The following is a 22505-nucleotide window of genomic DNA, read 5'->3' as shown; positions in this document are numbered from 1 at the left end:
GGGAGTGGCGTACAAAGATAACGAAAAAGAGCGGATCGAAAAACTTGCGCGGAAATCGTCTTGGCGGGCTCTGAATATATCGCTATATTTGTGATAATTTATGTAATTATCATGATGTATATTTGGTTCGTGATCCTGACGTTTGCCTTGTCGGCTGTCATCGGCTGGTTCGTGATCCCGCGGATTGTCATTGTGGCCAAGATAAAACGTCTGTTCGACGAAAACAATGCCAGAAAAGTTCATAAAGGGGCTATCCCGAGGCTCGGTGGACTGTCGTTCTTTCCGGCGGCACTCTTCTCCTTTGCATTTATGCTCGGGTTGCGCTACTATTATGGGTATGAGGTGTCGCTCGATTTGCAGGGAAACCTGTTGCTGGAATTCCTGTTTGTCGTGTCAGGTATGCTGATCCTCTATTTTGTAGGCATGGCCGATGACTTGATTGGTGTCGGTTATCGCAACAAGTTCGTGGCACAAATCGGTGCTGCGATATGTATGGTGTTCGGTGAGGTGACTATTTTCGACATGCAGGGACTGTTCGGAGTGTATCGGTTGCCGGTACCCGTGGATGCAATCCTGACTGTGCTTTTCGTTGTGCTCGTGGTGAATGCCTTTAACCTGATTGACGGGGTGGACGGTCTGTGCTCCGGACTGGGGACGATTATCCTGACCGTGCTCGGGGCTTTCTTTATCTATTACGAACTGTTTGTTTATGCGATGTTCGCTTTCGGTATGGTCGGCGTACTTATCGCATTCTTCCAGTACAACGTATTGGGAACTCGGTTGAAGATCTTTATGGGCGATACCGGGTCGTTGACGCTGGGATATATGATCTCGTTCCTCGGGCTGAAATTCGCCAACCTCGAAAATACCACCTTCATTGCGCTCCATCTCAACTCGACCCTCGCGATCCTGTTGGGGCTGTTGTTTGTCCCCGTATTTGATACATGTCGGGTGTTCGTCAGCCGAATCTCCCGTGGACGCTCTCCGTTTTATCCCGATAAGAATCATGTGCATCATAAGCTCCTTCAGTTGAATCGTACCCATTTGCAGAGTACCGGTATTCTGCTGCTGGTTGAGGTCGGATTCATTGTGCTGAACTTCGTCTTGGCGGAATTCGGCGGGCTGAATATCAACTGGGTGCTGCTCATCGATATCGCTTTGGGAATCGGTGTGAATATGACTCTGAACTACATGATTGCGCGGTTCGGACGTGAATTGGGCGAACACGAGGTGATGCAGAAACCGTGACGATCGCAATCCCCGAGGGGCTGATGTGAGAGGGGAGCGTGAGTGTGGTGTTCGAATGAGAGGACGAGGAGGGGCATGGTGAGAAGAGGAGTGGATAGCCCGGTGCAACAGCGGGAGCTGCCGCGGAAAAACGGAGTGTTTGTGTGAAGAGGACCCCGAGAAGTAAAGAGTGCTGGAGTGAGGGGCGGAAGAAAGGGGTAGATGTGAGAGGTGCGGGGAAAGTAAGGTGTGTGCAGGTGAAAAGGGGCGGAGGGAGAAGAGATGGGGGTGCTGGTGCGCAATGAACAATTTGGAATGGTTAATTCTGTAAACAAGAATAATATGTCAAACAAAAACAAAACAGTGCTTGTGGCAGGCGGTGCCGGTTATATCGGTACGCATACCACCGTTGAACTGATCAACGCCGGTTATGACGTGGTGATCGCCGATAACCTGTCCAACTCAGAACTCTCTGCCGTGCAAGGGGTAGAAAAGATCGTCGGACACGCCGTCCCCTTCGTGCAGGTGGACTGCTGCGATATCGAAGCGCTCCGCAAAGAGGTCTTCGCCAAATACGAGTTCGACTCCGTGATCCACTTTGCCGCCTATAAGGCCGTTGGCGAATCGGTAGCCGAACCCCTCAAATATTTCCGCAACAACCTCGACTCGCTGCTCAACGTGCTCACCCTGATGCAGGAGTTCGAAGTGCACAACATCGTCTTCTCTTCGTCGGCCACCGTTTACGGCCAGCCCGAAGTGCTGCCCGCTACCGAGCAGACTCCCCGTCAGCGTGCCAACTCGCCCTACGGCCTGACCAAACAGATGAGCGAAGACATTATTCAGGATACGGTGGCAGCCGTTCCCTTCTTCAACGCCATCGCCCTGCGCTACTTCAACCCCATCGGAGCGCACCCGTCGGCCCTGATCGGCGAACTGCCCAAGGGGGTGCCCGCCAACCTGGTGCCCTTCATTACCCAGACCGCTGCCGGTATTCGCAAGGAACTCTCCGTCTTCGGCGATGACTACGACACCCCGGACGGCTCCTGCCTGCGCGACTACATCGACGTGGTCGACCTGGCCCGTGCCCACGTAGTGGCCGTTGACCGTATGGTACAGGGTAAAACCAAAGAACGTTACGAAATCTTCAATATCGGAACCGGGAAACCCGTCTCCGTGCTGGAACTGGTCAACCTCTTCGAAAAAGTCAACGGGGTGCCCGTGCCGCATAAAATCGCTCCGCGTCGTCCCGGTGATGTCGAAAAAATCTGGGCTTCGACCGATCTGGCCAATACCGAACTCGGCTGGCGTGCTGAACGCGACCTGGGTGATACCCTCCGTTCGGCATGGGCGTGGGAAAAACATGTCCGTGGTTTGTAGGCCGCAGAAGCTGGTCCCACTCAGCCGTACAGCCTGACTTGCTTTCCGAAGGGCCGGCCCTCTCCGGCCGGCCCTTTTTGGATAGTCGTCCGAGGAGGAAGAGGATTTACTCGATGTGTATCCGGTAGCCCGGAACGGCCCGGTGCAGTGCATGAAGGGGAAGCGGGTGTTGGAATGTACGGTTCTGTATAAGTAATCATAAAAACCTCAAACTCAATACTACATGGAACAAAACGACCCGAAACAGGATCTCTCGCAGGAGAAAACCGTAGGGCTGCCCGAAAACGCCTACCGCGAACTGGCTCCGGGCGAGACCTACGAACCCGTGATGAACGACAAGGGCCCGCGACCCAAGGAGGTGACCCCCTACTCGGTGACCTTCGGGATCATCATGGCCATTATCTTCTCGGCCGCCGCTGCCTATCTGGGGCTGCGTGTGGGGCAGGTGTTCGAAGCCGCCATCCCGATCGCCATCATCGCCGTCGGTGTGGGGAACCTCACCGGTAAAAAGAACATGCTCGGCCAAAACGTTATCATCCAATCCATCGGAGCCAGCTCCGGCGTGATTGTGGCCGGAGCCATCTTTACGCTGCCCGCCCTCTATATTCTGGGATTGGATGCCGCTTTCTATCAGGTATTCCTCTCATCACTTTTCGGTGGATTCCTCGGAATTCTTTTCCTGATTCCGTTCCGCAAATACTTCGTGAAGGACATGCACGGCAAATATCCCTTCCCCGAAGCGACCGCTACGACCGAAGTGCTGGTCAGCGGCGAAAAGAAGGGAAATCAGGCCAAACTGCTCGCTGTCAGTGGGCTGGTCGGCGGTCTGTATGACTTCATCATCAGCACCTTCGGCTGGTGGCCCGAAACCGTTTCGACCCGTATCTGTGCCTGGGGCGATGTGCTGGCCGAAAAGGCCAAAATGGTCTTCAAGGTCAATACCGGTGCCGCTGTGCTCGGGCTGGGTTATATCGTCGGACTGAAATACGCCGCGATCATCTGCGCCGGCTCGTTCACCGTCTGGTTCGTGCTGATTCCCTTCATCAGCTATTTTGCCGACGGGCAAACGGTGGCTGTCGGTGAGGGCGTGACCACGCTGCTGAGCCAAATGTCGCCCGAAGAGATATTTCGCAACTATGCCCGTCACATCGGGATCGGCGGTATCGCCATGGCTGGTGTGATCGGTATTATCCGCTCGTCGAAAATCATCCGTCAGGCCGTCGGGCTGGCCGTCAGCGAGCTGCGCGGCAAAACCGGGGCCGGAGCGGACGACAACCGGCGTACGCAACGCGATATCCCGATGAAAATTATCCTCATCGGGCTGCTCGTGACGCTCGTTGCACTGCTGATTTTCTTCGCACTGGGCGTGGTGCAAAACCTGACCCTGGCGTTGATCGGTATCCTGATCGTCTTCGTGATTGCCTTCCTCTTTACGACCGTGGCGGCCAACGCCATCGCCATCGTGGGGAACAACCCCGTGTCGGGGATGACCCTGATGACGCTGATTCTCAGTTCGCTGATTCTGGCCGGGGTGGGGCTCCACGGGACGAGCGGCATGGTGGCTTCGATGGTAATCGGCGGGGTGGTCTGTACGGCGCTGGCCATGGCCGGTGGTTTCGTGACCGACCTGAAGATCGGTTACTGGCTCGGTACGACGCCTGCCAAACAGGAGGCCTGGAAATTCCTTGGTACGGTGGTCTCGGCTGCAACGGTCGGCGGAGTAATGATTCTGCTCAATAAAACCTATGGTTTCACGGGTGAGGGGGCGTTGGTCGCTCCTCAGGCCAACGCTATGGCTGCCGTGATCAAACCCCTGATGGAAGGAGGCGCCACTCCGTGGCTGCTCTATGGGGCCGGGGCGGCGCTGGCGCTGATCCTGACCATGATCGGTGTGCCGGCACTGGCCTTCGCCCTCGGTATGTTCATCCCGCTGGAACTCAATACGCCGCTGCTGATCGGCGGTCTGATCAGCTGGTTCGTGACGACCCGTTCGAAAGACAAGGCGGTCAATAACGCTCGCAAGGAACGGGGTACGCTCATCGCTTCGGGTTTCATCGCCGGTGGTGCACTGATGGGTGTGGTCAGCGCCATGCTGCGCTACTTCGGCTTCGACTGGTTCGCCGAAGGGTGGAACGGTACCACGGGTGCCGAAGTGCTCGGTCTGGTGATGTATGCCGCGTTGATCGGCTACTTCATTTGGGACAGCAAACGGGCCAAAGTGGGCGAGTAAGCTCTCGGAGAGTGGGGGGGGCGAAAGGTGTGCCGCGGGCACGGCGTCGTTTCCCTCTCTTCCGCATTTTTCCCGATGCGGCCGGTCGGGCCGAACGGGTAAGGTACAATTATTAAAAGTCAACAAGATATGAAAGAAAAACTGTTGGAACGTTTGCTGCGCTATGCGTCGTTCGACACGCAGAGCGATCCCGAAAGCGAAACGTTCCCCTCGACGGCCAAACAGCTTCTGCTGCTGAACCACCTGCTCGAAGAGATGGTACAACTCGGCCTGCAGGAGGTCGAAATCGACGAACACGGCTATGTGATGGGTACGATCCCGGCTTCTGAAGGATGCGACGGGCCGGTGGTGGGTTTCATCTCGCACGTCGATACGTCGCCCGAAATGAACGGTGCTAATATCCGTCCGCAGGTGATCGAAAACTATGATGGCGGCGATATCGAGCTGCGTGGGGCCGGCCTGACGATGAGCCCGAAGGATTTCCCGGAGCTGCTCGCGGTCAAGGGCCATACGATCGTCACGACGGACGGGACGTCGCTGCTCGGTGCCGATGACAAGGCCGGTGTGGCCGAGATCATGACGGCGGCCGAGTTCCTGATGACCCACCCCGAGATCAAACACGGCAAAATCCGAATCGGTTTCACGCCGGACGAGGAGATCGGCCGCGGGGTCGATTTCTTCAACGTCGAACGTTTCGGTGCCCAGGTGGCCTACACGCTCGACGGGAGTGCGGCCGGCGAACTGGAATACGAAAACTTCAATGCGGCGTCGGCCAAGATTGCCATCCGCGGCCGGGGAATCCACCCGGGTTACGCCAAGGATAAGATGGTCAATGCGGTGCAGGTGGCCTGCGAACTGAACGCGATGCTGCCGGCTTGGGAACGTCCCGAGCATACGGATCATTACGACGGGTTCTTCCACCCGATCGTCATGAAGGGCGACGTGGACAGCGCCACGATGGAGTATATCATTCGCGACCATTTGCGCGAACGCTTCGAACAGAAAAAGTCGGTGATGGAAGCGGCCGTGGCCTTTATCAATGCCCGTTACGGCGAAGGTACGGTGACGCTGGTGCTGAAGGATCAGTACTACAACATGCGTGAAATGGTGGAACCGCATCCCGACATTATCGAAAAGGCCAAACGCGCGATGGAGATGGCCGGGGTGATTCCGACGGTCAAACCGATCCGCGGCGGTACGGACGGTGCGCGGCTCTCCTACATGGGACTGCCCTGTCCGAACCTCTTTACAGGTGGGGCCAACTTCCACGGACGCTATGAGTATTGTTCGCTGGATACGATGGTGCTGGCAACGCAGACCATCCTGAACCTGGCGCAACTCTGGAGCGAAGGGAAGTAGTCTCAGTTTACTCTGAATTGCAAGCGAAGGGCTCCGTCCAATCCTCAACCTGAGGATTGGACGGAGCCCTTCCGTTTGATGATGGTAGAGCGTGAAAAGGATCGTGCTGTAAAAAAGTGGTCGGGTCCGAACCGGGCGGGGAATAAGCCGGACACTGTCGAAACGGTTGAGGCTGTCCCCGCCTGTTGCGGTCGGATCGGCCGCTTGAGTAGGCGGGACCATCGGGGGGGACGATGGTCCCGGTTAGTTCAGCTTGACCCGAATGGATTTTCCGGAGTACGTGACTGTCTTATCGGCTTTGGCACACAGGTCGCCGCCGATGCCGTGTCCGTTGGAGACTTTGACGATACGGAATTTACGCTTGCTCAGCATACCGGGGAATTCACCCTCCCGATCCTGAATGGTCAGCGTCCGGGAGGCGTCGTCCCAACAGAAACGAATCGTGGAGTATTGCCCCTTCTCGTAGTTGTAACTGTCTGTTTCGTCTTCGTACAGGACAAATTCGCCGTTGGCGCCGGGATAAATGCGAATCTCCAGCTCGTCCCATGGCTTTTCCGAGGCGTATTGTACGTCAGGACCGATCGGAAGGATGCTCCCTGACTTTACGTACAGGGGAAGGATGTCGATGGGGGCTTCCCGCTCGATCGTCTGGCTTCCGGCTATTTTGTCTCCGGTCCAGAAGTCGTACCAGACGCAATCGCCAGGCAGATAGACTGTTTTGGTTCCGATGGTGTCGAAGTTCGGCGTTTTGCCCTTTACGTACATCGGTTCCGTAACCGGAGCGACCAGCAGAGAACGTCCGAACAGGTACTCGCTCCCCAGGTCGTGGGTCTGCTGATCCTGGGGAAAGTCCATGATCAGCGCCCGCATGAAGGTGTCATGGTGGCTCGTTACCTGCCAGGCCGTGGAGTAGATGTAGGGCAACAGCCGGTAGCGTAGACGGATGTACTTCTCGATTGCGTCGAATGCCCAGGTGCCTCGCTCGCCGAACTGGTAAATCTCGCGGGGGGTGCAGGTCCCGTGGGAACGCATGAGCGGGGTGAAGGCGCCGAACTGATTCCAGCGGACGTACAGTTCGTGATAGGCCGGATCGCTGACACCGCCGGGGTAGGCCTCGCAGGAGACAAAACCGCCGATGTCGGTGTTCCAATAGGGCAGGCCGCAGAGCGAGAAGTTCAACCCTGCGGAAATCTGATTGGACAGGACGTCCCACTTCGATGCAATGTCGCCGGACCAAACGGTGGCTGCGTAGCGCTGCTGGCCGGCGAAGGCCGAACGGGTCAGTATGAATACGCGTTTGTCGTTAGATTCCTGTCGCTGGTTGGTGTACACCCCTCCGACTGAGGCAATCGGAAAAGCATTGGCTACCTCCTGGTAGGGACCGATGTGGGTCGACTGTTTGATCTTGTAGTAGTCTTTCTGGTTCAGCTCCGGTTCCGTGGCGTCCAGCCACCAGCCGTCGATGCCGATCGAATACATGTTGTCGCGGATGGCTGACCAATAGATTTGCCGTGCTTCCGGATTGAACGGGTCGTAGGGACGTGCTTCTGCGGGCCATCCTTCCAGGTCGAGCAGCATGCCTTTTTCCTTGAAGGTCTGATATAGCGAGGTCTTGTAGCCGAACGTGGGCCAGATGGAAATGGCGATATGGGCATTCAGGTTGTGGACCTCTTCTACCATTTTCCGAGCATCGGGAAATTTCGGGTTGTTGAACTCGATGGCGTTCCAGTCGGCCTGATCGGTCCCCCAATATTGCCAGTCCTGAACGATCACGTCCAGCGGAACCTGCAGGGATCGGTATCTCTTCACAACGTCCAGCGTCTCGTCCTGACCGGTGTATCGTTCGCGGGATTGCCAGAACCCGTAGCTCCACAGGGCATTCATCGGAACCTGGCCGGTGAGGTCGCGCATCTGGCCGATGACGGCGTCTGCACTCCCTCCGTACATGAAGTAGTAATCCACGCAGGTGCCGGCCTGTGAGTCAAATGCGGTCTCGGTCGGGTTGTCGGTGAACATGGTGTAGGAGGTGTTGTCCCAAAAGACGCCGTACCCTTGGATGGACTGGAAAAAGGGTATGGCGATGGAGGTGTTCTCCTGCCGGAGATATACCGCCTGGTTGCGCTGGTTCATGCGCCCCTGCTGTTGCTGGCCCAGTCCGTATATCGTTTCGTCGGGAGACAGGGAAAAGGCCTGGCGGATCTTGTGGGTGGATACCTGATTGTACCGGACGGGGGTGAACTGGGTGCCGCGTTCGGTCTCTGCCAACAGACGTTTCCCGGTGGGGTCGGAGTAGATCAGCTGGCCGGTCTGTAAATCGAGCGTGATTCGCATGGCCTGTGTGGTGAGGATGGCGTGTCCGTCTTTTTTCTGAAGGTCGAAATCGACGGACTCCGGTTCCTTGACGACGGCGAAACTGCTCGGTTCCTGCTGGATCGGATCCGGCGATTTCAGAATCCGGGCTATGCCTGGCGAGTACATGCGGATCTCGACCTCCATGTCGGGCAGCGAGGCTTTCAGTCCGTGGGGCGTTTGGTGGCATGTCTGTCCTTGCGCTATCCCTGTAAGGGACAGGCAGAGAATGCCCCAGAAGATTTTTTTGTTCATGGCGGGGTTGTTTTTGTGTGTTTTTTGTGTATTATCGGTTGGGCGGTGCTCGGTGAGAACGAAGGATACGGGTAACCGAGGCTTTGGCCAGGTGGGCGGGTTCGTATGAAGGGTTCTGCTCCGAGACGCACTGGGTTTTATTGGATCAGGGACTGTGGGTAACCGCCCGGAAAGGTTAACTTTTTCCCCTTGTCGCTCGCCGGGAAAACCTCGATGTCGTAGGAACTGTCGTGGATCAACTGCTCCTTTGCGTCGAAAAGTGCGACGCGAACGGTCAGCATTGTAGGTGTCGTCACGGTCGGCAGGGGAAAATCCAGATACCCCTGGAACTGCGGGTTGCTGGCCGGAACCGTGGCCGGTGCGCGACCGGTCGAGAGAAGTGTTCCGTCGAGTTCGGTCTGGTAGCGAAGTTCGCCGCCCTGACACGCCTCCGGGGTGTCGTTGCACACGAAGACCGCTACGCGTCCCGTATCGCCCGAGAAGCCGTAGAATGCGTCGGGACGAAGATTCACGGCTATCGGACGAAGTGCATCCCGGTAGGCGAAGTAGGCCGGTTTCGCTTTTCGCTCCGTATCGACAATGGCTTTCAACCAACTGGAGGGCCAGGCGTCAATCAGCAGATGGATGGCAAAGGAGTTCATCTTGGGCTGGCGCCGGAGAGCCTCCGTAAACAGGCGGGTCGCCCACATCTGATACTCCCGGCTGTTGCGTACCCACTCCTCCCGGGTGCCGGTCTGGATGTTGAGCCAGTGTTTGCCGGTCGTGGCGGTCTGGCAGCGCGGAATCCGATTCGGATCCCATTTGTTCTCGGCATCGATCGTCAGCCACTCGGGCGGAAAGTATTTTTCCATCAGTTCGATCCGGTCCAGCCCCTCGGCACCGAACTCTCCGCATGAGTACATCCATCCGGCAACGGTGGAAAACCAGCCTCCGAAATATTGTGTGCGCATGCTGTTGCCGTACCAGGTCTCGTAGCAATGGTGATCCGAATGCTTGCGGGAGAGGTTGATGTAGTCGCCGTCGATCCATTTGGTCACCTGGCCGGGATTCATGGCTGACGCCACGTCGTCGAAACGGCTGAACAGCGCTTCGTGCTGTGCGCGGTTCAACATCATGGGCTTGGTAAAATCCGGCTCGTTGCAGTAGGAGATCACGGCGTTGCTGGGGTGGTTGCGCACCAGCTTCATCAGTTCGATAAACTGCGGCTTCACCTCTTCCACGGCATCCTGGCGGTAGCCGTTGAAGGCTGGCATGTCGGTCTGGGCCAGCATTCCCAATTTGTCGAAATAGTCGTAAACCTCGGGCTGGCAGGGCTGCTGCGTCATCCGCCAGTAGGTCATGCCGGCCAGCTTGGCCAGCAGAATGTCGTCTCGCAACTGGTCGAAATCCTGACGGATCACGCATTGCATCAGGTTACCCATCATGTTGGCTCCGCGCAGCTTGATCTCCTGGCCGTTCAGGTAAAAGCGTCCTTTGGGGGTGCTTGTCGTCGATTCCGTGAAGGAACGCATGCCGAATTGCTGCCCCGCGGCATCCACCAGCCGATTGTCTTCCTCCAGCCTGACTTGAAGCTGATAGAGCCACGGTTCGTCCAACGACCATACTTTCAGGGGTTTCCCTGCAAGGTCGAGCGTGAAGCGACAGACCGTCAGCCCCGAACTGTCTCTCCCGATGCGATCGACCGCTCCGAGCAGTCGGTCTCTGACGACTGTGGCTTTGAAGTTCTGACCGTACAGCGAGCAGGATAGGGTCAGCTCCTTTCCCCGTGCGTTTGCCACCTCGACACAAACGTCTGCTTTGGACTCCTCCAGCCGCGGACGGATGTATATGTCGCGGATATAGGCGTCGGGGCGGGTCTCCAGGTAACAGCGCTGCCAAATGCCGAATCCGACCGGGCACATGGTCCAACCCCGGCCCAAGCCTGGTTCGTCCCATCCGGGACCGCCGCAGGCGGCCAGTTTCTTGCCGAATTTACGGTTGGGACCCAGAAAAAAGTTGTCTCCCATCATCGGGGAGTCGTTGAAAATGTGTATCTCGAGCTGATTCTCGCCGGGGTGGGCATAGGGCTTTATGTCGAATTCAAAGGCTCCGAAAAGTCCGGTGTGGTGTCCGACCTCTTTCCCGTTCAGGTATATGGCCGCCGTGTAGTCTACGCCGTTGAAGTGGAGATACAGGTGGTCGGATTCCAACTGCTCTGCGGTGATCCGAAGCTGCTTGCGGTAGACTCCTTCGGCTTTGTTGATCGGACCCGTGTAGTGCGGAATCGTCACGGTCTGGTAGGTCGTATCGGTCGTGGGTTCGACCTGCGGTATCGGATACAGATTCCCTGCCGAGTCGGTACGCATTTCGGAGGCGAGCAGACGCCATTGAAATTCGTTCAATACATATTGTTTTCGGGTCTGCGGTAACTTCGGTGCCAAATCCCGCATAAATGGAGCGTATCTTTTTCGCATCGCAGCCAGCGCTTGCTCCAGTTGGGACTGGGTGGTCATCTTGACCGAGGGCTGAAAACCTTTCTGGCACGTTTCGTCCCAGGGCAGCTTGATGTTGGGTAGCGGGCGGGCTTCGTTCTTCTCCAGACCAGGCGTCTCGATACGTTTCTGCAGAGCGAATTGCTCGAAAATGTCGCGCTCCTGTGCCCCGAGACTGACGCCGTGCAGTAGAGTGATTGCGATGATCAATTCTCTGATTTTCATTTTGATATGGTTCGGTGTGGTGGGTTCTTGTGCGGGGTGGGCTCGGTGGAAGGCGAACTTGCCTCGGGGGTGTTCCCTTTTGTTCCGGACGGCGCAGGGTATCGGCAGCGATGTGTTTCGCGTTGGTGCAGTACCGTGGAAATAAAAGCGTTACACTTCCGAAAGGTTGCCTTGAAGTTATAGCCAATCTTTCGAATCACAAAGAGTGTGAACGGAAAAAATAGGTTTCCGTTCGGTCGGGAAAATTACCTTATTGTACTGAATGGGGGCGACTTATTGTCCTGTATTTCTCGATGCGGGTGTTCGGGGGGTACGAATCGGGAGGGCGAAGGTCTGCGGAACTTCTTTGTCAGTAGTGGATGCCGTCGTTTTTCCCGGTCCGCTCGCGGAACGGGGTCCCGTCGGGCCAGCGGCACCACTTCCCGGTGGCCTTGACTTGCGGTACCTGGGCATCCATCCGACGCAGTTCACGTGTCAGCCGTTTGGCCATCTTTTCACGCCGTTTCTGCTGGCGGGGGTTCTCGCCGTGGTCGATCTTTTCGAAGATGTCTTCGCGCAGGTTGAACAGCATGGTGCGTCCGGTGTCGTAGTAGTAGATCAGTTTCCAGTCGCCGATGCGGATCGCGCTGTGGGGACCGATACCGTCACCCGTTGCGTCCCACATGTTCGGAAAGTGCCATACCAGAGGGTGTTTCCGCTTCAGGGGCGAGCCGCTCAGCAGGGGCAGGATGCTCTGGCCGTCGATCGGCTGCACGGTGCGGATTTTGTCGACTTGGGCCATCTCCAGAATTGTCGGCATCAGGTCCTGAATCGCTACCGGTTCGGTGCAGTGGGTGCCCGGGTCGCTGGCTCCGGGCCATTCGATCATCAGGGGAACCCGGATACCTCCCTCCAGTGGCGACCCTTTGCCGCTGCGCAGGGGCCAGTTCTGGGTGCCGGGCTTGCCGCCACGACCCCATACGGACAGACCGCCGTTGTCCGAACAGAAGATCACGATGGTGTTGCGGTCGATCCCTTTCTCTTTCAGATAGCCACGCAGGTCGCCCAAACTCTTGTCCATCCCTTCGATCAGTGCCGCATAGGCCGCTTCCGTCGGGTCGAGCCCGCGCTCGATGTACTGCTCATAATAACGCATGTCGCGGTTCAGTGGCACGTGGACGGCATAATGGCTCATGTAGAGGAAAAACGGGCGGTCTTGCAGCAGCGCGGTGTCGATCTGCTTCTTGGCTTCGAGTGTGAGGGCTTCGGTGGCGAAAATGTCTTTCCCCCAGTAGGCTTCGAGACCCGGTATCGCAAACGGGGGCTGCTGGCTGGCGCCGGGAATGTTGCCGAAATTCTGCTCGCCGAGGTACGAGGCGGGTCCGCCGGCCGCATGGCCGGCTATGTTGACGTCGAAACCCAGCGTCAGCGGGTCGGCTCCCGGGGTGTCGATGGCTCCGAAGTGGGCCTTGCCGATCATGATGGTGCGGTAGCCGGCTCCGCGGAGCAGCTCGGGCAGCGGGGTGACGTACGTGGTGTGCGGGATGCCGGGGGTGGTGCTGATGCCGTTCATGCTCCACTCGGGCCATTCGAGCAGCGGACTTGAGGGATCGGGCCCTTTATCTTTATGGAGGGTCCAGTTGGTGACGCGGTGGGCGGCCGGGTTCATGCCGGTCATCAGGCTGACCCGCGAGGGGGAACTGATGGCGCTGGCGTAGGCGGCTGTAAATTTGACCGAACGGCGGGCCATCTGCTCCATGTTGGGCGTCCGGTAGGTCCGGTTCAGGGGGGTAGTATCTTTCCAAAAGGGTTCGGAGGTGTCCTGCCACCCCATGTCGTCGACCAGAAACAGCAGGATATTGGGACGGTCGCCCTGTCGGGGCGAGGGGGTGTCGTGTCGCGGAGCGTGGCCCCACGCCGACGGCCCGAGCAGGGCTGCGGCGCTTGTCAGGGCATATAACGGGAGTTTTTTCATCCTCGGACTCTTTTTTCGTGCGGATTTTGTCGGCAAGTTACGAAATTTGATTATTTTTAAAGAGGCATTCGGCGTGTAAACCTTTGCCGCTTTGTGCTGGGAAGGAGGAAAACTGCAGGGCAGTCGTGTGAGTAGGGGGGAGGGCTCTGAGGGGTGGAGAATGTGGTACAAGTGGCAGAGAAAACGGTGCGGGGGGGATGGAAGAGTGGGTGGAATGGAGGGGGTGGAGTCGTTGATGAGGAGAGCGGCTGGCGGGGGTGATGCCGGGTGTTCCGAAACAAGGGTTATATATTTGGTATTATGAGTTTATATCGGGATTTTCTGCTTCTGATCGACGGTTCGTTCAGCGAGGCGTCGCGTCGGGATATTCGCAAAGCGATGCATGTGGCGGTCAGGGCGCTGGCCGGACAACGACGCTATGACGGATCGCCGTTCGTCTTCCATAGCGTCAAGACGGCGCGTATCGTCGCCGAAGAGATCGGACTCGGACGCAACTCGGTGGTCTCGACGCTGCTCCACGACGTGGCGCGGCTGGGACTGATGTCCCCGCAGCAAATCGGAAAAGAGTTCGGGGCGGAGTGCGAAACGATTGTCTGCGGACTGAACAATATCTCGGAGGTCGATCCTAAAACTTCGACCCTCCAGGCCGATAACTTCCGGGAACTGATCGTATCCTATTCGACCGACCCTCGTGTCATCCTGATCAAAATGGCGGACCGGCTGGAGGTGATGCGGGCGCTCGAAAGTTTCCCCGAACTCAAACGGAACAAAAAATCGTGGGAGACGCTCAACCTCTACTCCCAACTGGCCCATAAACTGGGATTGTATGCCATCAAGTCGGAGATGGAGGACCTCTCGCTGAAGTACCTCGAACCGAAAGAGTACGCCCACATCGTGCGGAAACTCTCCGAAGGGGCCGGCGAACGTGAACGCTTCATTGCCGAGTTCCTCAAACCGATCGAGGAAAAGTTGCATGCGCTGGGCATCCACTACAAGCTCAAAAGCCGCACCAAGTCGGTCTACTCGATCTGGCGCAAGATGCGCAAACAGAAGGTGCCGTTCGAGGAGGTCTATGACCTGTTCGCCATCCGCATCATCATCGACTGTCCGCCGGCGGAGGAGAAAATGCAGTGCTGGTCGGTCTATTCGGTGGTGACGGACTTCTACACGCCCAATCCCGACCGTATGCGCGACTGGATCTCGATCCCGAAATCGAATGGCTACGAATCGCTCCATACGACGGTCGTCACGCCGCAGGGACGCTGGGTCGAGGTGCAGATCCGAACCCTCCGGATGGACGAGGTGGCCGAACGCGGGGTGGCGGCTCACTGGCGCTACAAAGGGGTCGGTGGCGGCGGCATGGGCAGCGAACAGTGGCTCGCCCGGCTGCGCGAGATTGTCGAAACGACTTCGGCCTCGGAAACCATCGAGGAACGGTTCGACCTGGCCCTCAGCAGTCGCGAGGTCTTTGTCTTCACGCCCACGGGCGACCTCAGGAAACTCCCCGAGGGGGCCACGCTGCTTGACTTTGCGTTTGACATTCACTCCAATCTGGGGGCCTGCTGCACGGGCGGCAAGGTGAACGGACGCAACGTTTCGATGCGCGAAAAGCTCCACAACGGTGATGTCGTCGAGATTGCCACCTCCAAGTCGCAACGCCCCAAGTCGGGTTGGCTGGAGTATGTGGTGACCTCCAAGGCGAAGGCCAAAATCAAACAGATTCTCCGCGAGGACGAGGCGCGAAGCTCGCAACTCGGTCGCGAGGAGCTGGAACGGAAGGTGAAGAACTGGAAACTGCCGCTCACCATCGAGGAGGCTGTTACGGCGCTCTCGAAATACTATAAAATCAAGACGGGTTTCGAGGTCTATGCCCTGATTGCCGAGCAGCGTGCCTCGACGGCTGAATTGAAGGAGGTGCTGACCAACTATGCCGAGGGAATTGCCCCGGCTCCCGAGGTGCGCCCCCGCAAAGCCAAGACGGATGATCAGGAGTCGGGACGAAACAGCTCGGACGATTGCCTGGTGATCGACGAGACGCTGAAAAACGTCGATTACAAACTCGCGCGCTGCTGCAACCCGATTTATGGCGACCCGGTGTTCGGTTTCGTGACGATCCACAGCGGGATCACCATCCACCGGACCGACTGCCCGAATGCCAAACGTCTCCGGGAAGAGTACCCCTACCGGGTGCTTACGGCCAAATGGCGCCAGACCTCTTCGTCCGGGGCGTTCCGGGCGACGATCCGGGTGCAGGGTGATGACGTGCCCGGGTTGGCCGGACGGATTACGGATCTGATCTCACAGGAACTGAAGTTGAATATACGGTCGATGTCGTTCGGGGCTCAGCGTGGCGTGATGGAAGGCCAGTTGTCGATCGAGGTGAACAGTGCGCAGGTGGTCGACATGGTGCTCTACAAATTGAAGAGAATCAAAGAGGTGACGCGGGCTTTCCGGGTGAATTGATGCTGTTACGGGGGGCGAGGTGAGTGAAGATTACGGAGGGGAGGTGAAGGCTGCTTGGGAAGGGCTGTGGTAAATGGTCTCGATCTCAAATTTGGCCGTGGTTCGTGCCTGGGCTCACCGGTGCACTCTTGAGGATGATGGTGAAACCTGAATGTTGCATCCGGTAACCGGTATGGTATGAGGGGAAAGTTAGGGGGCGAAGGATTTGTGGCGCATTCTCTTGGAGTATATTAAGTGGCATCGCCGTTCCGGTCATGACCGGAACGGCGATGCTGTTTTATTTCTGTAAGGATGTGTGGTTAAAACTCTCTGTGCATGTCGGAAAACGCTGTGTCGGGAAGGGCCGTGACAAGTTGCAGGGGACTATTCTTCGCCGAGCAGGCTTCCCATGCCGGAGGCTGTGCTCCAACCGAAACGGGTGCGGTAGGCTTCGAGTGACAGCGGGGTCGTGGTGCGGGGCAGGTAGCACGAAAGACCGCAGTGCGTTTTGACCTGAATGGCTCCGCTCTCGTTGCGGAATAACCAGGGTGTCGCAGCCTGGTACTCGACTGCTTCGTGGAGGGCTGTCTCGAAGGCGGTGACCAGCGGATCGGTGGTGCCCCAGGTCTGATGTACGAAGTCCTCCAGGTCGTAAAAGGTGTCGCCGAATCCCATCGGGCGGCGTCTGAACTGTTGGCCCGCATACGAGATGCCGCTGCCGGGCAGGCCTGCCTCGCACAGTGCCTTGACGCTCGAGGCCAGGGCGGGCAGCCGGTCGGTGCGAACTACCCCCACGGTGGCACTCTGCATGGAACCGCTGAGGCGGCTGTAGTGCTCGTAAAACAGACGCCCCATGGAGGTTACGTCGGCCGTGCTCGAAAACATCGGTTCCATCAGTTGGGCGTAGGGAAATCCGTCGGCCAGTGTCTCGGCAACCGACGCGATCAGGTATTGCGTGTGGTCTTTCAACTCCCAGGCCAGTTCGACGCAACCCATGTGGCAGGCGTCGAACAGTATGAAGTCAAACTGGATGCCGGCGGGCAGGGCGGCTGCCATGGCGTCGATCTCCATCTCGCTGTTACCGTGGCTATTGCTTTGGCCGAATGAATATGACAGGATCGGAGAATCGGTTTCGGGGATGATGCCGGCCAGTTTGGAACCGGCCCATGCGGGATCGTCTGCGGCCGGAAGGGTGGATCTCAGGGGTTGCGAAGTACCGTCGGGCAGCCATCCCGATCCGTGTGACCAGAAGGCCAGGGCGTAGCGGCTCGCGGGAACGAGCTCCATGGCGTCGGCAATCACCTGTCCCATGAAGGCGGGATCGGTGGGGTCTTCGTCGCGGCTGTAGCTCTTGAGCGTGGTGCTGCGGATGGTTCGACTGTCCTCGTCGGACTGGATCAGCAGCAGCCGCGGGGTCTCGTCGTGGTCTGTGGCCGATGCGTAACTGCTGGTCGAGGCGACCGGATAGAGAAAAACAACCATGTAGCCGTCATAACCGTCGTCCCATGCGCTCTCCATCTCGTTGATGTCTTCGAGGGCGTAGCTGTACAGGTTGTTGTCGGCAATCATGTATTCGATCACGGCCCGATTCCGCTGTGTTAGCTCAGGGTCGGGATCGGGATTGGGTTCTGTCTTCTTGCACGACAGCATGAGGCTGGCCATCGCACCGAGCAATAGACCGTAAAAGGTGATCAGCTTCATAGAATCTTACAATACTGTGAAACAAAGATAACGGATTTTTCGGAAGTTCGTTGCGGGCTGTCGGCTGTGATCGTTCCGGCGTGGGGGAACGGTTGGCGTTGGGATCGGAGGGGGATAAAGAAACTCCCCCGCATCGGTGAATCAAACGGCGGGGGAGCGGGGTTATTCTGCAAAATCTTCGTATGACGGGTCGGGATTCGGATGTGTCCCGTATTGACGGCGGTATTGGGCCGGGGTCATGCCATACTGGGCGTGGAACAGCTTGATAAAGTGTGAGGGGGTGTTAAACCGGGTCTCGGCGGCGATGGTGGCGACGGTCTTGCGGGTCGTAATTAACTGCAAACGTGCCCGGGAGAGCCGTTGTGCCGTGAACCATTTGTGGGGCGAGGTGTGGTAGTAGCGCCGAAATTCTGTCTTAAAGGTGCTCAGGCTCATGCCGCACTGCTGGGCCATCTCCTGTACGTCGGCCTCTTTCAGAATGTTGTTGCGGACAACTTCGGGCAGCTGGGGAGGCTGTTCGGTGAGCATGTCGCAGATCGGGTGACAGATGCAACAGCTCGGATGGGTCAGCAGCAGGTGGAACAATTCGCACAACTTGATGTGTTCCAGCTCGGGATTGGTCAGGTGGAGACGGCTGTCGATCAAACGGTGGACGGTACGAAAAAAATCCTTGACCACGGGCCAGGCGGGATAGGTGAAGACTCCGGTCGGATTTTTACACCCCAGACATTGCTGGTGGCGCTGCTCGACGTGGTGCTTGGGGATAAATTCGTTGCGCAGGTCGGATACGGTGTAGAAGAAGAGGGTCTGTCCGAAGGGGTGGTCGGCGTCCTGCGGAACGTTCTCGATGTAGTGCGTCCCCTGGTCCAGGTGGAACAACTCGCCGGTGTGGATGGTGATGTAGCGGTCGCCGAGGTGGATGCGTTTACTTCCCTGCCATACGTAGCCGATGGTGCTGCGACTGTAGCGAACGGTCTGGATGCCGATGTCGGTGGCCGACTGATGGTGGAAAATAATCGAAGATTCGGTCTGGTTCATAAGTCTTGTTTTTTAATAGGTTATGGGGAAAATATAGATAGAGGCTTCCGTGAGGGAAGGCTGGTAATAAATCGCGTTGGATGGGGAATATGGAGTCGCGAATTGTGGTTCTTCCACTGTAGATAGCGGCAGAATGATCATAGGCAATAATTAAATCGTGTAATAGGTTGCACTTTCGTTTTTATTCGGATAGGGCTCCGTATATCTTTGCAAACGATACGAATGATGGATTATATGTTGCGAATATATAAATAATCGACGGGTTGTGCAACGTGCAGTCTGAAATTTTATTATAGAAATCGCTGTTATTACACGTGTTTTGTTGATAATGATGATGAGGATAACTGCGTGTGGTGTATTTGTCGATATTTAATACTGCAAAAGATGTGAACAATATAATTATTTGTTTTCTTATTATTGAGTCATGATATTTTATGAACGAACCTGTCTGAATGGTGTACGTGTCTTGTACACCCCGGTCGAGTATATGCGTTCGGCGGAAGGTGGGGAGCATAATCAAGCGCGCTTGGGTCGCCTCCGATGGCCGCACCGAAGGGAGAAAGGAGGTGGGGATGAAAACTGATTTTGTGGAGCAGGAACTTCGGAACGTCGGAGCGTTGGAGATGGCCTATCGCAAGGTGGCTGAAATGGTTGCGCCGGCCGAACTCGAGGAGAATCCGACTGCCTCGGCAAGGGTCTATCTGGCGGCCCTCCGGGGTCTGGAGCGGTGTGTCGAACTGCGGCTTAAACTGATCCGCGAGGCCGGGCGTCTGCCCGGCGAGGAACCGGAGGAGCCGATGGCGACGATCGACCTGAGCCGCCTCTCGGACGACGCCCTGCGTGAGGTGGAAACGGCGCTGATCCCGCTCGAGACGGAACGGGAATCCGAAAATCGTGGAGGAAAGGAGGTGAATGATGCGTAAAGGTGCGAAGTGTCCGGGACATTCCACGGATGGAAATACCGTTGAGGATTCGGCTGCCGTTGAGGTTGTCTCGGGACAGTGCCCGACGAGTGCCCTGCTGCCTGCTCGGCCGGCGGGGTACTCCCGGAAAACACTCCGTGAACAGCCTCGGGAACAATCCCCGGAACTGCCCCGGGAAGAACCCTTGGAACAGAGCCCGGAACCTCCCCTGGAACACTCCTTGGAGTGGTCTCGGGAGCAACTGCCGGAGGCACCGCAACGGAAACGATACGGAACGGGGATCGATCTGAGGCGGTTGGGGCGTGGTCGCAGTGTGAGGCTGAAGATGCGAGAACCGGCCGTAGAGCGGGCGCGAAGAGCGTTCGACGCTTTTGCCGAAGCGGTGGTACCCGCCCTGGAGCGGACGGCCTTCCACGAAGCCTATTTCCGGCTGCTGGAGGAGTTTGCGCGAGGCAGAATCCGACGGATGATGGTCAGCGTGCCGCCCCAGCACGGGAAGAGTCTCGGGGCGTCGGTGCTGTTGCCAGCCTACCTGCTGGGGTTGGATCCCGATTTGAGGGTCGCCGTGGCCTCCTATTCGTTTGCGCTGGCCGGTCGTTTCGGGCAGCAGGTGCAGCGACTGATGGAGGAGCCTCCCTTTCGGGCGATCTTTCCGGCCACGCGGCTGAAAGGGATGGGGGCCGACAGCCGGCAGGAGCGGACGGCGCGGCGGACGGCTCAGGAGTTCGACTGTCTGGAGGCGGCCGGGGGGCTGAAGCTGGTCGGCCGAACCGGATCGCTCACCGGGAACCGGGTCGATGTGGTGGTGGCCGATGACCTCTATAAGGATGCGCTGGAGGCCAATTCGCCGCTGGTTCGGGAACGGGTCTGGGAGTGGTACCACGCCGTGGTACGCACCCGTCTGCACGACCGTTCCCGGGAGCTGATCGTCTGCACCCGATGGCACGAGGACGACCTGATCGGTCGACTGAAACGGACGGAGCGGGTCGTGGAACTGCAGTCGTGGAGCCAGATCGAGCGGCTGGATGCAGGAACCTGGGTGGCCGTTACGTTCGAGGCGCTGAAGTGTTCCGATCCGTCGGAGGTGGACCCGCGGCCGGTGGGACAGGCGCTGTGGCCCGAGCGACACTCCGAACGGTGGCTCATGCAGCGACGCGGGGCCGATCCCGCGCTCTTCGAGGCGCTCTTCCAGGGGAATCCCGTGGTGCGCGAAGGGCTGCTCTACGGTTCGCTCGAGACCTACCGCACGCTGCCTGCCGGACGTCTGAAGCGGGCCAACTATACGGATACGGCCGACACGGGGCGTGACCGTCTGTGCTCGATCTGCTACGCGGTGGCCGAGGACGGGTTGTGTTACGTGACGGATGTGATCTACACGGATGAGGCGATGGAGGTGACCGAAGGGGCTGTCGCCGCGATGTTGAACCGAAACGGTGTGAATGTGGCGCTGATCGAGAGCAACAACGGCGGGCGCGGTTTCGGGCGTGCCGTGGAGGCCCGGTTGCGGGACGATGGGGTGCGAAACTGTACGGTGCGGCTCTTCCATCAGAACGGCAACAAGGAGTCGCGCATATTGACCCATGCCGCCACGGTGCGCCGGATGGTGCGGGTGCCGGAGGACTGGCGGGTGCGCTGGCCGGAGTTTGCGGCGGATGTGTGCGGGTTCCGGCGCGTGTTCCGGGCCAATGCCCACGACGACGCGCCGGATGCGCTGACCGGAATCGTCGAGTCGGAACTCACGCCGCGTGGGGGTAAAATCCGGCTGGGCGGCTTCACAAAGCGGTAGCCCGCTGGCTGCGGAGCGGGCGGCCGTGCCGGTTGAAAAAAGTCTATTTATCCTGTTTTTATTTATGTTTTTAAATGATTGAAAGTATGCAACAACCAGGTGTAATTCGCGTCAGCGGAGGCCGTCGGCTGACGATCGATATCGAGGGCATGATCGGAGTTCCCGAGTGGTGGAAACCCGATGACGAGGCCCGGCGTGCGGCGACGTATGAAAATTTCCGTACCCAGATTGAACGTATCGGGCGGAGCGGTGCCCGGCGTATTCTGGTCAATATCCGTTCGACGGGAGGCGACGTGAACGATGCGCTGCTGATCTACGAGACGCTCCGTGAGCGGGTGGCCGAGGGGGCCGAGGTGACGACCCTCTGTTACGGATATGCGGCGTCGGCGGCGACGCTGGTGGCTCAGGCGGCATCGCCCGGACGGCGGCTGGTCTCGCCCCATGCGCTTTACCTGATCCATCGTTCGGTCACGGCGCTCGAAGGCAATCTTCTCGATGCCGAACGGGCGGCACAGCTGCTGGACAAAACCGACGAACGCATGGCCGGGATCTATGCGGAGCATTCGGGGCGTCCGGCGGATGAGTTTCGCGAACTGATGACCCGGAATGCCGGACGGGGCGTGTGGCTCTCGGCCGAAGAGGCGGTCGAAGCGGGGCTGGCCGACCGGGTGAACCGTTCGAACTCGTTGAGTGCCGTTTGCGACCGGATGGTGCAGGGGGTTCGCGATCTGTTCCGTCGCGAGACGGTCGGAGGGGCGGAACGGTTGGCCGCGCCGGTTGCCCGAACGGGTACTGATGCAGATACCGGAGAGGTCGACGTTGTGAGCCGGGTGGCTCCGGCGGGCGGCGATACGGGAGTGGTGCTTGCCGATGCGCTCCGGGAACCGGATGGCCGGACTGTGCTGAGCGAGGAGGAGCGTCGGGAACGGGTGGTGGCGTCGATGACGCTGGAGCGCGAAGACCCGTCGGTCGCTCCGGCGGGGTTGTTGGGTGCTCCGTTGCCCGGGCAGGCCGAACTGTCGCGCAATGGTGAGGCTTACGAGCGTGATGCGGCCTATTTGCGTCCAAATTATTAACAAAATTATTAACAATTTGCGGGCCTTTCTTCGGCAGGGGATTGCTGTTTCCCTTATTTGGACTTTCAAAGGAGACGGACCCTGTTGTGCGT

Annotated in this window: 13 protein-coding genes; 8 read left to right on the top strand and 5 right to left on the bottom strand. The window is 58.2% G+C overall.

The genetic code is table 11. The annotated features are described in order from the left end of the window. Window positions 1–111 precede the first annotated feature (111 nt). The 4 genes from BQ5379_RS04245 (at window position 112) to pepT (ending at window position 6193) form a co-directional block, all read left to right on the top strand. On the top strand, window positions 112–1248 hold the full coding sequence (locus tag BQ5379_RS04245; protein WP_071134286.1) for an MraY family glycosyltransferase: 1137 nt from the start codon (window positions 112–114) through the stop codon (window positions 1246–1248). Between the two features lie 321 nt (window positions 1249–1569). Continuing rightward, window positions 1570–2604, top strand: a complete 1035-nt coding sequence (galE, locus tag BQ5379_RS04240) for a UDP-glucose 4-epimerase GalE (RefSeq protein WP_071134285.1) — start codon at window positions 1570–1572, stop codon at window positions 2602–2604. A 223-nt stretch (window positions 2605–2827) separates the two neighbouring features. Beyond that, the gene (locus BQ5379_RS04235; RefSeq protein ID WP_071134284.1) at window positions 2828–4834 is read left to right on the top strand and encodes an OPT family oligopeptide transporter; all 2007 of its coding nucleotides are present in this window, start codon (window positions 2828–2830) and stop codon (window positions 4832–4834) included. A gap of 129 nt (window positions 4835–4963) precedes the next feature. Then, window positions 4964–6193 (top strand): peptidase T, encoded by a 1230-nt coding sequence (gene pepT, locus BQ5379_RS04230; protein WP_071134283.1) that lies wholly within the window; start codon window positions 4964–4966, stop codon window positions 6191–6193. 243 nt (window positions 6194–6436) lie between these two features. On the opposite strand, the gene BQ5379_RS04225 is transcribed toward pepT, so the two are convergent. The 3 genes from BQ5379_RS04225 to BQ5379_RS04215 all read right to left on the bottom strand — a co-directional run bounded on the left by BQ5379_RS04225 (window position 6437) and on the right by BQ5379_RS04215 (window position 13447). Beyond that, complete coding sequence (locus BQ5379_RS04225; RefSeq protein ID WP_071134282.1) at window positions 6437–8797, bottom strand: glycoside hydrolase family 31 protein; 2361 nt, start codon at window positions 8795–8797, stop codon at window positions 6437–6439. Window positions 8798–8934: 137 nt separating this feature from the next. Beyond that, window positions 8935–11493 carry a glycoside hydrolase family 2 protein gene (locus tag BQ5379_RS04220; protein ID WP_083377577.1) on the bottom strand — a complete coding sequence of 853 codons (2559 nt, stop codon included), beginning with the start codon at window positions 11491–11493 and terminating at the stop codon, window positions 8935–8937. A gap of 349 nt (window positions 11494–11842) precedes the next feature. Further along, window positions 11843–13447: a sulfatase gene (locus BQ5379_RS04215; RefSeq protein WP_071134280.1), complete on the bottom strand. Its 1605-nt coding sequence runs from the start codon at window positions 13445–13447 to the stop codon at window positions 11843–11845. A gap of 300 nt (window positions 13448–13747) precedes the next feature. Here BQ5379_RS04215 and BQ5379_RS04210 point away from each other — a divergent pair, with 300 nt between their 5' ends. Next, on the top strand, window positions 13748–15910 hold the full coding sequence (locus tag BQ5379_RS04210; protein WP_071134279.1) for a RelA/SpoT family protein: 2163 nt from the start codon (window positions 13748–13750) through the stop codon (window positions 15908–15910). A 363-nt stretch (window positions 15911–16273) separates the two neighbouring features. Here BQ5379_RS04210 and BQ5379_RS04205 read toward each other — a convergent pair whose 3' ends face one another. Further along, window positions 16274–17590, bottom strand: a complete 1317-nt coding sequence (locus BQ5379_RS04205; RefSeq protein WP_071134278.1) for a clostripain-related cysteine peptidase — start codon at window positions 17588–17590, stop codon at window positions 16274–16276. Window positions 17591–17752: 162 nt separating this feature from the next. Continuing rightward, the gene (locus tag BQ5379_RS04200; protein ID WP_071134277.1) at window positions 17753–18628 is read right to left on the bottom strand and encodes an AraC family transcriptional regulator; all 876 of its coding nucleotides are present in this window, start codon (window positions 18626–18628) and stop codon (window positions 17753–17755) included. A 572-nt stretch (window positions 18629–19200) separates the two neighbouring features. On the opposite strand from BQ5379_RS04200, the gene BQ5379_RS04195 reads away from it, so the two are divergent. From BQ5379_RS04195 to BQ5379_RS04185, 3 genes are all read left to right on the top strand, one after another. After that, window positions 19201–19551 (top strand): hypothetical protein, encoded by a 351-nt coding sequence (locus tag BQ5379_RS04195; protein WP_071134276.1) that lies wholly within the window; start codon window positions 19201–19203, stop codon window positions 19549–19551. Window positions 19552–19876: 325 nt separating this feature from the next. After that, window positions 19877–21337 carry a phage terminase large subunit gene (terL, locus tag BQ5379_RS04190; RefSeq protein WP_071134275.1) on the top strand — a complete coding sequence of 487 codons (1461 nt, stop codon included), beginning with the start codon at window positions 19877–19879 and terminating at the stop codon, window positions 21335–21337. A gap of 86 nt (window positions 21338–21423) precedes the next feature. Further along, a complete protein-coding gene (locus BQ5379_RS04185; RefSeq protein WP_143039387.1) occupies window positions 21424–22413 on the top strand; it encodes a Clp protease ClpP in 990 nt (329 codons plus the stop codon). Window positions 22414–22505: the final 92 nt, after the last annotated feature.

Source organism: Millionella massiliensis (genome assembly GCF_900104655.1).
GTDB lineage: Bacteria > Bacteroidota > Bacteroidia > Bacteroidales > Rikenellaceae > Rikenella > Rikenella massiliensis.
This window is presented reverse-complemented; position numbering and strand designations above follow the sequence as displayed.

What these genes read in the sequence shown, in the direction of transcription:
- terL (WP_071134275.1), top strand. Translation starts at nt 19,877, where the DNA reads ATGCGAGAACCGGCCGTAGAGCGGGCGCGAAGAGCGTTCGACGCTTTT.
- BQ5379_RS04245 (WP_071134286.1), top strand. Translation starts at nt 112, where the DNA reads ATGATGTATATTTGGTTCGTGATCCTGACGTTTGCCTTGTCGGCTGTC.
- BQ5379_RS04205 (WP_071134278.1), bottom strand. Translation starts at nt 17,590, where the DNA reads ATGAAGCTGATCACCTTTTACGGTCTATTGCTCGGTGCGATGGCCAGC.
- BQ5379_RS04200 (WP_071134277.1), bottom strand. Translation starts at nt 18,628, where the DNA reads ATGAACCAGACCGAATCTTCGATTATTTTCCACCATCAGTCGGCCACC.
- BQ5379_RS04215 (WP_071134280.1), bottom strand. Translation starts at nt 13,447, where the DNA reads ATGAAAAAACTCCCGTTATATGCCCTGACAAGCGCCGCAGCCCTGCTC.
- BQ5379_RS04225 (WP_071134282.1), bottom strand. Translation starts at nt 8,797, where the DNA reads ATGAACAAAAAAATCTTCTGGGGCATTCTCTGCCTGTCCCTTACAGGG.
- BQ5379_RS04220 (WP_083377577.1), bottom strand. Translation starts at nt 11,493, where the DNA reads ATGAAAATCAGAGAATTGATCATCGCAATCACTCTACTGCACGGCGTC.
- BQ5379_RS04195 (WP_071134276.1), top strand. Translation starts at nt 19,201, where the DNA reads ATGAAAACTGATTTTGTGGAGCAGGAACTTCGGAACGTCGGAGCGTTG.
- BQ5379_RS04185 (WP_143039387.1), top strand. Translation starts at nt 21,424, where the DNA reads ATGCAACAACCAGGTGTAATTCGCGTCAGCGGAGGCCGTCGGCTGACG.
- BQ5379_RS04235 (WP_071134284.1), top strand. Translation starts at nt 2,828, where the DNA reads ATGGAACAAAACGACCCGAAACAGGATCTCTCGCAGGAGAAAACCGTA.
- pepT (WP_071134283.1), top strand. Translation starts at nt 4,964, where the DNA reads ATGAAAGAAAAACTGTTGGAACGTTTGCTGCGCTATGCGTCGTTCGAC.
- galE (WP_071134285.1), top strand. Translation starts at nt 1,570, where the DNA reads ATGTCAAACAAAAACAAAACAGTGCTTGTGGCAGGCGGTGCCGGTTAT.
- BQ5379_RS04210 (WP_071134279.1), top strand. Translation starts at nt 13,748, where the DNA reads ATGAGTTTATATCGGGATTTTCTGCTTCTGATCGACGGTTCGTTCAGC.